Source organism: Pseudonocardia wallangbongensis, from assembly GCF_054486945.1.
On sequence record NZ_JBRERS010000002.1, the window covers coordinates 621,350 to 634,523 of the forward strand.

General features: G+C 73.1%; 15 protein-coding genes. 9 read left to right on the forward strand and 6 right to left on the reverse strand.

The annotated features are described in order from the left end of the window. Window positions 1-97: 97 nt before the first annotated feature. Complete coding sequence (locus tag ACU436_RS09225; RefSeq protein WP_459023596.1) at window positions 98-349, reverse strand: hypothetical protein; 252 nt, start codon at window positions 347-349, stop codon at window positions 98-100. 71 nt (window positions 350-420) lie between these two features. Next, window positions 421-681, reverse strand: a complete 261-nt coding sequence (locus ACU436_RS09230; protein ID WP_220257148.1) for a hypothetical protein — start codon at window positions 679-681, stop codon at window positions 421-423. A gap of 129 nt (window positions 682-810) precedes the next feature. Between ACU436_RS09230 and ACU436_RS09235 the strand changes: the two genes are divergently transcribed. The 8 genes from ACU436_RS09235 (at window position 811) to ACU436_RS09270 (ending at window position 8,577) form a co-directional block, all read left to right on the forward strand. Further along, entirely contained in the window at window positions 811-2,073 is a 1,263-nt protein-coding gene (locus ACU436_RS09235; protein ID WP_459023599.1) for an MFS transporter, read from the forward strand. Window positions 2,074-2,197: 124 nt separating this feature from the next. After that, the gene (locus ACU436_RS09240) at window positions 2,198-3,049 is read left to right on the forward strand and encodes a nitrilase-related carbon-nitrogen hydrolase (RefSeq protein ID WP_459023601.1); all 852 of its coding nucleotides are present in this window, start codon (window positions 2,198-2,200) and stop codon (window positions 3,047-3,049) included. Further along, the gene (locus ACU436_RS09245; protein ID WP_459023603.1) at window positions 3,046-4,338 is read left to right on the forward strand and encodes an aspartate aminotransferase family protein; all 1,293 of its coding nucleotides are present in this window, start codon (window positions 3,046-3,048) and stop codon (window positions 4,336-4,338) included. Before ACU436_RS09240 ends, ACU436_RS09245 begins: the two co-directional genes overlap by 4 nt. Next, complete coding sequence (gene hydA / locus ACU436_RS09250) at window positions 4,335-5,729, forward strand: dihydropyrimidinase (RefSeq protein ID WP_459023605.1); 1,395 nt, start codon at window positions 4,335-4,337, stop codon at window positions 5,727-5,729. The genes ACU436_RS09245 and hydA overlap by 4 nt, the downstream gene beginning before the upstream one ends. Before the next feature lie 5 nt (window positions 5,730-5,734). After that, window positions 5,735-6,748 carry a TIGR03842 family LLM class F420-dependent oxidoreductase gene (locus ACU436_RS09255; protein ID WP_459023607.1) on the forward strand — a complete coding sequence of 338 codons (1,014 nt, stop codon included), beginning with the start codon at window positions 5,735-5,737 and terminating at the stop codon, window positions 6,746-6,748. A 177-nt stretch (window positions 6,749-6,925) separates the two neighbouring features. Then, complete coding sequence (locus tag ACU436_RS09260; protein ID WP_459023608.1) at window positions 6,926-7,219, forward strand: DUF1330 domain-containing protein; 294 nt, start codon at window positions 6,926-6,928, stop codon at window positions 7,217-7,219. Between the two features lie 87 nt (window positions 7,220-7,306). Then, the gene (locus tag ACU436_RS09265) at window positions 7,307-7,708 is read left to right on the forward strand and encodes a cupin domain-containing protein (RefSeq protein WP_459023610.1); all 402 of its coding nucleotides are present in this window, start codon (window positions 7,307-7,309) and stop codon (window positions 7,706-7,708) included. A gap of 5 nt (window positions 7,709-7,713) precedes the next feature. After that, window positions 7,714-8,577: an NAD-dependent epimerase/dehydratase family protein gene (locus ACU436_RS09270; RefSeq protein WP_459023612.1), complete on the forward strand. Its 864-nt coding sequence runs from the start codon at window positions 7,714-7,716 to the stop codon at window positions 8,575-8,577. Here ACU436_RS09270 and pdxR read toward each other — a convergent pair. Together pdxR and ACU436_RS09280 are read right to left on the reverse strand one after the other, a co-directional pair. Then, the gene (gene pdxR / locus ACU436_RS09275; protein ID WP_459023613.1) at window positions 8,558-9,946 is read right to left on the reverse strand and encodes a MocR-like pyridoxine biosynthesis transcription factor PdxR; all 1,389 of its coding nucleotides are present in this window, start codon (window positions 9,944-9,946) and stop codon (window positions 8,558-8,560) included. The two genes, ACU436_RS09270 and pdxR, sit on opposite strands and share 20 nt — an antisense overlap. After that, window positions 9,943-10,365: a MerR family transcriptional regulator gene (locus ACU436_RS09280; protein WP_459023615.1), complete on the reverse strand. Its 423-nt coding sequence runs from the start codon at window positions 10,363-10,365 to the stop codon at window positions 9,943-9,945. The genes pdxR and ACU436_RS09280 overlap by 4 nt, the downstream gene beginning before the upstream one ends. Window positions 10,366-10,393: 28 nt before the next feature. On the opposite strand from ACU436_RS09280, the gene ACU436_RS09285 reads away from it, so the two are divergent. Beyond that, window positions 10,394-11,146, forward strand: a complete 753-nt coding sequence (locus ACU436_RS09285) for a methyltransferase domain-containing protein (RefSeq protein WP_459023617.1) — start codon at window positions 10,394-10,396, stop codon at window positions 11,144-11,146. Here the strand turns inward: ACU436_RS09285 and ACU436_RS09290 are convergent. Next, complete coding sequence (locus ACU436_RS09290; RefSeq protein ID WP_459023619.1) at window positions 11,133-12,722, reverse strand: multicopper oxidase family protein; 1,590 nt, start codon at window positions 12,720-12,722, stop codon at window positions 11,133-11,135. The two genes, ACU436_RS09285 and ACU436_RS09290, sit on opposite strands and share 14 nt — an antisense overlap. Further along, window positions 12,677-13,102, reverse strand: coding sequence for a hypothetical protein (locus tag ACU436_RS09295; protein WP_459023621.1), 426 nt, complete (start codon window positions 13,100-13,102; stop codon window positions 12,677-12,679). The genes ACU436_RS09290 and ACU436_RS09295 overlap by 46 nt, the downstream gene beginning before the upstream one ends. Window positions 13,103-13,174: the final 72 nt, after the last annotated feature.

The window sequence follows — 13,174 nt, forward strand, 5'->3', positions numbered from 1 at the left end:
GAACTGGCGTTCATGAGGAGGAGTTCCCGGAGCGAGAAGGCGTCTGAGGTTCCGCTACCGGCACCGCTACGCAAACGGGCCACGTCATAAACACTCCCTACAACCTCGCGTCGATGTCGGCCACGGCGGTGGCACCGCCGCTGATCAGGCCAAGGCCGCGCTCCAGCTCGTCGGCCGCCTGCCGCAGCTCGGGGGGCAGAAGCGGCTCGGAGTGCTGCTCGCCCAGCCCGTCGAGCACGGCGACGGCGTCGTCGATCCGTGCTCGCGCGACCCCCGCCTGCTGGTAGGCGCTGCCGAGCTGCTCGGCAACGGCCGCCAGCACGGCGCGGATCTCCCCCAGATCACTCACCCGACCTCCTCGCTGCGTTCACCCACCCGCCGGCTCCGCAAGCTCCGCCGGCTGCCGTCCCCCGGGCTCGCTCACAGTCGGTTGGCGACGCCCTCGGACGCCTGGATCGCGGCCTGCACCTGGTTCTGCACCTCGCCGATGCTCCCGACGGCCTGGGCGAGCAGCCCGTTCGCCTCGGAAACGTCCGCCTGCGTACTGCCTTCCGTCACACGCTGCAACGCACCTTGCGCCTGCTCCAGCGAAGAGTGCGCCTGTTGCAGCGCCCCGAGGCTCTCCGAGGCCTTGTCGTTGGCCAGCGCGATGCCGGCTCTGACCTCTTCGATGCTCGCCATCTTCTTCGTAACTCCCCGTCGTACCAAATCCAGTCGTACGGTGCGAATCTAGCCGCGATACGGCTACCCGACGCATGCGGCTCGCTACTCGGTTTCCCGATTTTTCGTGCATCCGTACGCTCAGCCGTCGTGACGGAAGGAGGGCATGCCGACCCGGGCACGCGCGGTAGCCGGGGTGGACCGGTCCTGATCGGCGCACTCGCCGTCGACTCCCTCGGCAACGGGCTCTTCCTCCCCCTGTCCCTCGTCTACTTCGTCGAGCTCACCGCCGTGCCGCTGGCGCTGGTCGGGGTGCTGCTCACCATCGCCAACGCGGTGACGCTGCCGATCCCGGTCTGGGCGGGCACGCTCGCCGACCGGTTCGGGGCGCTGCCGCTCGTGGTGGGCGCGCAGTTGCTGCAGGCCGTCGGCTTCCTGGCGTACGCCTGGGTGAGCGGGCCGGCCGGCATCCTCGTGTCGTCCGCGCTCGTCGCGATCGGCGTGCGGTTCTTCTGGTCGGCGGTGTTCACCGCGATCGCCGACCACGTCGACGGCAGCGCGTCCACGCTCTCCCGCGACACCTGGTACGCGCTGGCCAACGGCGCCCGCACGGCCGGGCTCGCGGCGGGCGGGCTCGTCACGGGGATCGTCGTGTCCGACGGGCGGGACGCCGCCTACCGGGCCGTGGCGTACGGCGCCGCCGTGTGCTTCACGGCCGCCGCCGTGCTCATCACGGTGTTCGTCCGCACCGGGGCCGGCCACGCGCACGAGCCGCTCGAGCGCTCCGGGTACGGCACGCTGCTGCGCGACCGGCCGTTCCTCGGCCTGATCGCGCTCAACGCGGTGTACGCGCTCTCCACCATGATGCTCGGCGTCGCGCTCCCGACCGTGGTGCTCACCGGGATCGAGGGGCCGGCCTGGCTCACGGCCGTGCTGCTCGCCGGGAACGCGGTGCTGATCGCGGTGCTGTCCGCACCGGTCGTCGCGCGCCTGACCGGGTTCCGCCGCACGCGCAGCATCATCGTGGCCGCTTCCCTGTGGGCCGGGTGGTGCGTCTCGCTCGCGGTGCTCGTACCCGGGCAACCGGGCTGGGTGCTGCCGGTGCTCATCGGGGGCACGCTGCTCTTCACGGCGGCCGAGATCGTGCACGCGCCCGTGTCGATGGGGCTGGCCACCGCGGCGGCGCCACCCGCGGCCCGCGGCCGCTACCTCGCCACGTTCCAGTACTCGTTCACGATCTCGTCGATCATCGCGCCGGCGTTCTTCGCCACGCTCTTCGAGCTGGCCCGCTCCGCACCGTGGATCGTGCTGGGTGTGCTCAACCTGGCGAGCATCGCCGGGATGCTGGCGCTGGAGCGCAGGCTCCCGGCACGGGTGCTACGCGACCCGGCCCGGTCCGGGTCAGGCGGCTGACGTTGACGATAGGACAGCCACCCGCGAGTGGGTAGGACGAAGCACCACCGCATTTGGGTCTTGCGACGGGGTGCGTCGGCGTTCGAAGGTGTCCCCTTCTGGGCGAGACGTCGGAGGGCTGGCGATGGCGGGAGAATCCCAGGTGGTACGCGCGGCACTGGTGCAGGCGAAGTGGACGGGCGATACCGCCTCGATGATCGACGTGCACGAGTCGTACGCGCGGTCCGCCGCCGAGCAGGGCGCGCAGATCATGGGTTTCCAGGAGGTCTTCAACGCGCCGTACTTCTGCCAGGTGCAGGAGGCGGAGCACTACAGGTGGGCCGAGCCGGTGCCGGACGGGCCCACCGTGCAGCGGATGCAGGCGCTGGCCAGGGAGACCGGCATGGTGCTCGTCGTGCCGGTGTTCGAGGTCGAGAGCGCGGGCAACTACTACAACACCGCTGCCGTGATCGACGCCGACGGCACCGTCCTCGGCAAGTACCGCAAGCACCACATCCCGCAGGTCACGGGGTTCTGGGAGAAGTACTACTTCCGGCCCGGGAACCTCGGCTGGCCGGTGTTCGACACCGCGGTCGGCCGCATCGGCGTCTACATCTGCTACGACCGGCACTTCCCCGAGGGCTGGCGTGCACTGGGACTGGCCGGGGCGCAGATCGTCTACAACCCGAGCGCCACCAGCCGCGGGCTCTCGGCGTACCTGTGGAAGCTGGAGCAGCCGGCCGCCGCCGTCGCCAACGAGTACTTCATCGCGGCGATCAACCGCGTAGGCGTGGAGGAGTACGGCGACAACGACTTCTACGGCACCAGCTACTTCGTCGACCCGCGCGGGCAGTTCGTCGGCGAGCCGGCGTCCGACCGGGACGAGGAGCTCGTGGTGCGCGACCTCGACCTCGGGATGATCGACGAGGTGCGCCAGCAGTGGGCGTTCTACCGCGACCGGCGACCCGACGCCTACGACCCGCTGGTGCAAGCATGAGCGCCGGCGACGACCTGCTCGCGCGCACCCGCGCCGTCCTCCCGTCCTGGCTGGCGATCTACTACCAGGAGCCCATCGAGATCGAGCGCGGCGAGGGCCGCTACGTCTGGGACGCCGACGGCCGGCGCTACCTGGACTTCTTCGGCGGCATCCTCACCACGATGACGGCGCACGCCCTTCCCGAGGTGACGAAGGCCGTCGCCGACCAGGCCGGCCGGATCATCCACAGCTCCACGCTCTACCTGAACCGGCCGATGGTGGAGCTGTCCGAGCAGATCGCGTCCGTGTCCGGGATCCCGGACGCGAAGGTGTTCCTGACGACGAGCGGCACCGAGGCCAACGACACCGCGCTGCTGCTGGCCAGCTCGCTGCGGCGGTCGAACCAGATCCTGGCGCTGCGCAACAGCTACCACGGGCGCTCGTTCTCGACGGTGGCGATCACCGGGAACCGCACGTGGTCGCCCACGTCGCTCTCGCCGTTCCAGGTCTACTACGTGCACGGCGGGCAGCGGTACCGCTCGCCGTTCGCGCACCTGTCCGACGGCGAGTTCATCGCCGCGTGCGTGGCGGACCTGAAGGAGGTGCTCGACCAGGCGGGCGGTGACGTCGCGGCCCTGATCGCGGAACCGATCCAGGGCGTCGGCGGGTTCACGTCGGGCCCGGACGGGCTGCTGGGCGCGTTCGCCGAGGTGCTGCGCGAGCGCGGGATCCTGTGGATCTCCGACGAGGTGCAGACCGGGTGGGGCCGCACCGGGGAGCACTTCTGGGGCTGGCAGTCCCACGGCGCCACCCCGGACATCGTCACGTTCGCCAAGGGCATCGGCAACGGGCTGTCCATGGGCGGCGTGATCGCGCGGCCCGAGGTGATGGACTGCCTCTCCGCCAACTCGATCTCGACGTTCGGCGGCTCGCCGTTGACGTCGGCGGGCGCGCTGGCCAACCTGCGCTACGTGCTCGACCACGACCTGCAGGGCAACGCCGCCCGGCACGGGCCGACCCTGTTCGAGGGCCTGCGCGCGGTCGGGTCTCCGATCGTGGGCGACGTCCGGGGCAAGGGCCTGATGATCGGCGTCGAGCTGGTGCGTCCGGGGACGGGTACGCCCGGCGAGCCCGCGCCGGAGCTCGCGACGGCCGTGCTCGAGGCGTGCAAGCGCCGCGGGCTGCTCGTCGGCAAGGGCGGGCTGCACGGCAACGCGCTGCGCATCGCCCCGCTGCTGACCCTCACCGCCGACGAGGCGGCGGAAGGCCTCGCCATCCTGGTGGCCGCGATCGAGGAGGTCACGCCATGACCCGCACGCTCATCCGCAACGGCCTCGTGATCACCGCGTCGGACGAGCTCTCGGCGGACGTACTGGTCGAGGACGAGAAGGTGGTGGCCCTCGCCGATCCGGCGCTCGCGCAGTCCTGGACCGCGGACACCGTCATCGACGCCACGGGCCGCTACGTCGTGCCCGGTGGCGTGGACGCGCACACGCACATGGAGATGCCCTTCGGCGGCACGAAGGCCATCGACACGTTCGAGACCGGCACCCGCGCCGCGGCGTGGGGCGGCACGACGACGATCATCGACTTCGCGATCCAGTCCGTCGGCGGCTCGCTGCGCGAGGGCCTCGACGCCTGGCACGCGAAGGCCGACGGCAACTGCGCGATCGACTACGCGTTCCACATGATCCTCGCCGACGTCAACGAGGGCTCGCTCAAGGAGATGGAGGCGCTCGTCGGCGAGGGCGTCACGAGCTTCAAGCTGTTCATGGCCTACCCGGGCGTCTTCTACTCCGACGACGGCAAGATCCTGCGGGCGCTGCAGAAGGGCGCCGAGACCGGCGGGCTGGTCATGATGCACGCCGAGAACGGCATCGCGATCGACGTCCTGGTGGAGCAGGCGCTCGCCAAGGGCCACACCGACCCGCGCTACCACGGCGAGGTGCGCCACGCGCTGCTGGAGGCCGAGGCGACGCACCGGGCGATCAAGCTCGCGCAGGTTGCGGGCGCGCCGATCTACATCGTGCACCTCTCGGCCACTCAGGCGCTGGCGCAGGTCGCGGCGGCCCGCGACGAGGGCTACAACGCCTTCGCCGAGACGTGCCCGCAGTACCTGTTCCTCTCCACCGACGACCTGGCCCGCCCCGGGTTCGAGGGGGCCAAGTACGTCTGCTCGACGCCGTTGCGCCCGGCCGAGCACCAGGCCGCGCTGTGGCGGGGCCTGCGCACCGACGACCTGTCGGTCGTGTCCACCGACCACTGCCCGTTCTGCTTCAAGGGGCAGAAGGACATGGGCATCGGCGACTTCTCGAAGATCCCGAACGGGCTGCCGGGCGTCGAGACGCGGATGGACCTGCTGCACCAGGGCGTGGTGGACGGGCACATCTCGCGGAAACGCTGGATCGAGATCGCCTCCGCCACGCCCGCGAAGATGTTCGGGCTCTACCCGCGCAAGGGCACGATCGCGCCCGGGTCGGACGCCGACATCGTGATCTACGACCCGGCGGCCACCCAGGTGCACTCCGCGCAGACGCACCACATGGCCGTCGACTACTCCTGCTACGAGGGGCGCGAGACCACCGGGAAGGTCAGCACGGTGCTCAGCCGCGGCCGCGTGATCGTCGACGGCGGCGAGTACCGCGGCTCGGCGGGCGACGGCTCGTTCCTCACCCGCGACACCTGCCAGTACCTCAGGTGACCACCATGGACATCGGGGTCGTTCTGCAGACCGACCCGCCTGCACAGGCCGTCGTCGACCTCATGGTGCGGGCCGAGGAGCTCGGGTTCAGCCACGGCTGGACGTTCGACTCGCACGTGCTCTGGCAGGAGCCCTACGTCATCTACCCGCGGATCCTGGAGCGGACTCAGCGGTTGACGGTCGGGCCGATGGTGACCAACCCGGCCACCCGCGACTGGACGGTCATCGCGTCGCTGCACGCCACGCTGAACGAGCAGTTCGGCAACCGCACCGTCTGCGGCATCGGCCGGGGCGACTCGGCCGTGCGCGTGCAGGGCCGCCCGCCCACGACCCTCGCCCGGCTGGAGGAGTCGATCCGCGTGATCCGCGACCTCGCGGAGGGCCGCGCCGTCGATCTGCGCGGCACCGCGGTGCAGATCCCGTGGGTCGCCGAGGGCACGAGGCTGCCGGTCTGGATGGCCGGGTACGGGCCGAAGGCGCTCGACCTCGTCGGCCGCGCGGCCGACGGGTTCATCCTCCAGCTCGCCGACCCGTACCTCGTGGAGTGGACGGTCAAGACCGTGCGCGCCGCGGCGGAGGCCGCCGGCCGGGACCCCGCGACGATCACGATCTGCGTGGCGGCCCCGGCGTACGTCGGCGACGGCAGCGCCGAATCCTCGGGGCATGCCCGCGACCAGTGCCGCTGGTTCGGCGGGATGGTCGGCAACCACGTCGCCGACCTCGTCACCCGCTACGGCGAGACGTCCGCGGCGGTGCCCGCCGCGCTCACCGGCTACATCAAGGGCCGCGCCGGCTACGACTACAGCCACCACGGCCGCGCCGACAACCGGTCCACCGACTTCGTGCCCGACGAGGTCGTCGAGCGGTTCTGCCTGCTCGGCCCGCCGTCCGCGCAGCTCGAACGGCTCGCCGAGCTGAAGGAGCTGGGAGTCGACCAGTTCGCGATCTACGCCATGCACGACGCCAGGGAGGCGACGATCGACGCGTACGGCGCGTCGGTGATCCCCGCCCTGTCGTAGCGTCCCGGACCGGAGGTCCACCACACAATTCGACGGCCCAGCTTCCCGCTGGGCGCACCGGCGAACCGGCCGAGTACGCCCGGTACGAGGCCGGCCCGCCGGCACACCCAGCGAGAACCTGGATCCGCCGATTTGCGCACCGGACCTCCGGTCCGGGTCGCTAACCCTGGAGGTCTCATGCCCGGCTACCTCATCCTGCACGGCGAGGTGACCGACCCCGACGGCTACGAGGAGTACAAGGCGAAGGCGCAGGTCCTGATCGCCGAGCACGGCGGCCGCTACCTCTCGCGCGGCGCGAGGTCCATGCGGCTGGAGGGAGAGTGGCTGCCGCGTTTCGTGGTGGTGGAGTTCCCGAGCTACGACGCCGCGCTGGCCTTCTACAACTCGCCGGAGTACCAGGAGGTCGCCGAGATCCGGAAGCGGTGCAGCACGTCGGCGGTGGCGATCGTGGAGGGCCTGCCCGCGCAGTGAGGCCCCTCGTTGCAGCGCGAGCCGGTACAGCAGATCCATCCGGAACTGGTCCATGTTGGTGGACCGGTTCTCGGTTAGCGTCGGGCCGTGCAGTCCTCGAACTCCATCTTCACGTCACTCGAGCACCAGCCCCTGCCGCCGGTCCCCGACGGCGCCGAGGTCATGACGGCCACGGTCGAGGTGCCGCCCGGCGATCCGGGTACGCCGCCGCACCGCCACTCCGGCCCGGTGTTCGGCTATGTCACCGAGGGGGCGATCGTCTGGGAGCTGGAGGGCGAGCCGGAGCGGGTGATCCGGGCCGGTGAGGCGTTCTGGGAGCCCGGCGGCGACGTGATCCACTACCAGGCCGGGAACGCGCTCGCCGATGCCCGGAGCCGGTTCGTCGTGGTGATGATCCACGCGCCGGGGGCGCCCATGCTCACCCTGGTCGACGAGGCCGAGCTCGCCGAACGCCGCCACCTGCGGGCGCCGCGACCGGTGCAGGCCTGAGCCCGGTGCGCATCCTGCTGGCCGGGTCCACCGGCGTCGTCGGGAGGCGGCTCGTCCCGCTGCTGGTCGCCGACGGCCACCACGTCACCGCGCTCACCCGCAGGCCCGAGCGGGCCGCCCTGCTCCGTGCCGCGGGGGCGCACGCCGCCGTCGTCGACGTGCGTGACGCCGGCGCGCTCGCGGCGACGGTCCGCGCCGCCGAGCCCGAGGTGGTGCTGCACCAGATCACCGACCTCGGCGCGGCGGACCTCGCCGCCAACTCCGAGCTGCGCGTCACCGGCACCCGCCACCTCGTCGACGCCGCCCTCGCCGCCGGGGCCCGCCGGATCGTGGCGCAGAGCATCGCCTGGGCCTACACCGGCGGGGACGACCCCGCCGACGAGGACACCCCGTTCGACCTCGACGCCCCCGAGCCACGTGCCGGGTCCGTGCGCGGGATCGCCGCGCTCGAGGCGGCGGTGCGCGAGGCGCCGGAGTGGGTGGCGCTGCGCTACGGGATGTTCTACGGCCCGGGCACCTGGTTCGCCCCGGACGGGCTGCGCGTCGCCGACGCCGTTGCCGGCCGGCTGGTGGCCGACGGGGACGTGACGAGCTTCCTGCACGTCGACGACGCGGCCGCGGCGGCGGTGGCCGCGCTGGACTGGCCGTCCGGCGCGGTCAACGTGTGCGACGACGAGCCGGCGGCCACCCGCGACTGGGTGCCGGCCTTCTGCGCGGCCGTGGGAGCACCGCCGCCGCCGGTCTCGGACGCGCCACGGCGGGCGTGGGCCCGCGGCGCGGACAACCGGCTCGCCCGGGAGAAGCTCGGCTGGACGCCTCAGCACCCGTCGTGGCGCCAGGGCTTCCCCCTCACCGCAGCAGCTCGGTGAGGGCGTCGAGCGCCCCGCGCCACGCGTGGCCCGCGGGCGTCGCGTAGCCGACCACGAGCGCGCCGGGGCGGTCCGGGCCGGGCCGGTGCCAGTAGCCGCCGGTGTGCAGGCCGTGCACGTGCACACCGGCCCGCTCGGCGGCCGCCACCGTCGCCCGCTCCCGCTCCGCCGAGCCGAGCGGGAGCAGCGCGTGCAGCCCGGCCGCCACCCCGGCCGGTGACGCGCCGACCGCCGCGAGCCGGGCCCCGAGCTCCTGCCGTCGCGCCCGGTAGACCAGTCGCATCCGCCGCACGTGCCGGTCGTACTCGCCGCGTGCGAGCAGGTCGGCGAGGGCGAGCTGGTCGACGGCCGGGGCCCAGGCGCCGAACGCCGTGATCTCGGCGTCCAGGGCCGCCCGCAGTGCCCGCGGAACCACCAGCCAGCCCAGGCGCACGCCCGGTGCGAGGGTCTTGCTCGCGCTGCCGGCGAACACGACGCGGTCCGGATCGAGGGGCTGCATCGCCCCGACCGGCTGCCGGTCGTAGCGGAACTCGCCGTCGTAGTCGTCCTCCACGACGAAGCCGTCGCAGCGCCGGGCCCACTCCACCACGGCGGCCCGCCGCGCGGGCGCGAGCACCACGCCGTACGGGTGCTGGTGGGCCGGCGTGAGCAGCGTGAGCGCCGGCTCATCGGGGAGCGCGGCCGGGTCGGCGCCCGCATCGTCGACGGGCAGCGGGACCAGGTTCAGCCCGGCGGCGCGCAGCACGTGCCGGTGGCGCGCGAAGCTCGGGTCCTCGACCCCGGCGTGCCTGATCCCGCGCCGGTGCGCGACCCGGGCCAGCAGGGCCAGCGCCTGCGTGAACCCCGCCGTCACGACGACGGCGTCCGGGCTCGCCCGCACGCCGCGGGTCCGTGCGACGTGCTCGGCGACCGCGGCCCGCAGCGCCGGGAGGCCGGCGGGGTCGGGGTAGTCCAGCAGGACGGCGCTCCCGGTGAGCGCCCGCCGGACGGCGCCCGCCCAGGGCGTGCGGGGGAACGCGCTGAGGTCGGGCCGCCCGGGCCGCAGGTCGATCGCGGGACCGGGGTGGGCCGGGGCCGGGCGGCCGTCCGGTTCGGCCGGGTGGGACACGGCCGGGACCGTGCCGACCACCGTGCCCGAGCCCGCCACGCCGACCAGCCAGCCCTCCGCCACGAGCTGGCCGAACGCCTGCACGACGGTGCCGCGGGACAGGCCGAGATCGGCCGCGAGGCTGCGGGTGCCCGGCAGCCGGGTGCCCGGTGCGAGGCGGCCCGACCGCACCGCGGCGCGCAGCGCGGCCTCGAGCGCGCGGCCGCGCCCCCTGCCCGCGCCGACGTCCAGGTGCAGGTCGAGCCCGCGTACGTGGGTCACCGACGCCCGCCGGCCGGCGGGATGCGGGCCTCGAGCCCGGCCAGGAAGTTCGGGCACTCGATGAAGTCGGGCGCCGGGCACCTCAGCCCGTGGCCGATCAGCTCCCGCGCCGCGGTGGCCGACGCGATGCGGCGCTCCAGCTCGGCGTCGTGCCGGGCGAGCACCTCCTTGCGGGCCGCGGGGTCCGTGGTGTTCAGCATCGCGCGAACCTGCTCCAACCCGAAGCCGAGCTCCTTGAACTGCTGGATGAGGGCCACCCGCGCGAGCCCGTCCCGGCCGTACCGGCGTCGCCCGCTCACGCGGCGCACGGGCGTGAGGAGGCCGACCGCCTCCCAGTGCCGCAGGACGTGCGTGGCGAGACCGAACCGGTCGGCCAGCTCGCCGATCGTCATCTCGTCCTGGCCGGAGCTTGACTTCACGTCAACATGAAAAGGCAGGGTCGACCCCGTGGACAAGACCTTTCTGGAACTCCTCGTCGCCTTCGACCGCCGGCCGGCCTCCGTCCGGTTGCGGCGCCGGTCGTACGAGCTGCTGCAGGTCGAGCACGGCCGCCGGGTGGTGGACGTCGGGTGCGGCGGTGGCACCGCCGTGGCCGAGCTCGCGGACCTCGGGTCGGACGCCGTCGGCATCGACGCCGCCGAGGAGGCCGTCGCCTTCGCCCGCGAGCACCACCCGGGCCACCGGTTCGAGGTGGGCGACGCCGTGGCGCTGCCGTTCCCCGACGGGAGCCTCGACGGGTACCGGGCCGAGAAGCTCTACCACGTGCTCGACGACCCGGCGAAGGCCTGCGCCGAGGCCCGCCGGGTGCTCGCACCGGGCGGGCGGATCGCCCTCGTCGGCCAGGACTGGGACGCATACGTGATCGACTCCGACGACCCCGTGCTCACCAGGACGATCGTGGCCGCGGCCGCCGACGACATGGTGCACGGCCGGGTGGCCCGCCGCTACCGCAACCTGCTGCTGGACGCCGGCTTCGACGACGTCGTCTGCGAGGTGCACACGCCCGTCCTCGACGATCAGGAGCTGGCGCTCTTCACCGTCACCCGGCTGGTCACGGGCGCGGTGCGGGCCGGCGTGGTGAGCCAGGAGCAGGGCGACGCGTGGCTCGGGGAGCAGCGCACGCGGGCCGACCGCGACCGGCTCTTCGTCGCGATGCCGCTGTTCCTCGCCGCCGGGCGCCTGCCGGTCACACCGTCCTGATCGTCGCCATCATCGCCATGTCCTCGTGTTCGAGGTTGTGGCAGTGGAAGACGAACCGGCCGGCGTGGTCGGAGAACCGCACCGCCACGTCGACGACCTCCGCCGGCCGCACGTCCACGGTGTCCTTCCAGCCGGCGTCGTAGGTGCCGGGGTCCCGGCCGCCGCGGCTCAGCACCTGGAACGCGTCCAGGTGCAGGTGGACCGGGTGGTGCACGTCGGTGACGAAGCGCCACACCTCGGTCTCACCGAGCGGGATGTCGGCGAGCGAGGTGTTCGGGTCGAACGACGTGCCGTTGATCGTCCAGCCCTTGTGGTCACCGACGGCGCCGCGGTTGAACCGGAACGTGCGCTGCCGGGCGCCCGCCGGCGGCACCAACGGCTCGACGTCGGCGAGGCGGTCCGGCACCCGGCTGTCGTCGCGGGCAGCGCGCACCACCCGGAACCGCAGCACCCGGCCGGCCGGCCCGCCGTCCAGGCCGTTCACCATCGTCACCTCGGTGCCGACGGGCAGCGCCGAGAAGTCCACCACCACGTCGAACCGCTCCCCCGGCGCGATCTCGATCGCCCCGTGCTCCTGCGGCGCCCCGAGCAGCCCGCCGTCGGACCCGATCTGCACGAACGGCACGTCCGGGCCACCGGGAACGGTGAGGGCGAGGCGGTAGCGGCGGGCGTTCGAGGCGTTCAGCAGCCGCAGCCGGTAGCGCGCGGCATCGACCTCGTGCACCGGCCACGGCGCCCCGTTGACGAGCACGACGTCGCCGAGCACACCCTCCATCCAGTCGTCCTCCACGCCGGGGAGCGAGCGCATCCCCTGGTCGAGCCCGGGATAGGCGAACGAGCCGTCGGCGGCGAACGCGCGATCGCAGATCATGAGCGGCAGCTCGCGCTCGCCGCGGGGCAGCGGCAGGGCGTCCTCGACGTCGTCGCGCACGATGTGGAACCCGGCCAGCCCGCGGTAGACGGCCGGGCCGGTGAAGTCCATCCGGTGGTCGTGGTACCAGAGCGTGGCGGCCCGCTGGTCGTTCGGGTACCGGTGCTCGCGCTCGCCGGCGGCGAGGTCACCGGTCATGCCGTGATGGCTCCAGCCGCTCGTGTCACCGACGGGCAGTACGAGATCCAGCGGCCAGCCGTCGTGCTCGGCCGGGGTGTGCCCGCCGTGCAGGTGCACCACGGTCGGCACGGGCAGCTCGTTGCGGTACCGCACCACCAGCGGCTCGCCCCGGCGCGTCTCGAACGTCGGGCCGGGGAAGATCCCGTCGTAGCCCAGGATCGGCGTGCGCAGCCCGGGCAGGATCTCCGCGTCGGCCACCCGCTGCGTCACCCGGTACAGCTGCGCCCCGGCATCGTCGACGCCGACGGGCCGCGCGACCGGCGGCACCGGCAGCGGCACCCGGAACGGCTCCGGCAACGGCGCCGCGCTCGCCAGCACCTCCCCCGTGGAACCTGCCGTCGCGCCCGACCCGCACGCCGGGAGCGCGGCGAGCGCCGCCGCCCCACCCAGCATGCCGAGGAACCCCCGCCGCGAGATGTTCATCGCCGGCCCCGCGGGCGAGCGGCCGACGGGGTCCAGACCCATGCGGTGAGCAGCACGGCCACGACCACGATCGCGACGCCGAGCGGCACGTGCACCGCCAGCTCCCGGGAGTAGCCCATCCCGATCTGGTAGCCCTCGGCGAGGAACAGCAGCACGGTGACCGGCAGCACCCAGAGCCGTCCACGCCCGAAGAGGACGTAGCCCAGGGCACCGGCGATGAGGGCCATGGCCACCAGCGACAGCAGCGATCCGAGGAGGCCGTGCACCGTGATCGCGTCGACGTCACCGGTGAGGTAGCGACCGGCGAGCACGGGCTGGGCGAGCACGGCGACGAGGTGCCCGGTGAGCAGGAACCGCAACGTCCAGAGCGATACCCGCGGTCTCCTGGTCGGAGCGGCCGCTGGGGGTGCGAGGGTGTCCACGGCCACGGACGTTATAGGTAGACAGCCTACTTATAAATCCGGGATCTCCCTGATACGGGCCGGATGTTTCGG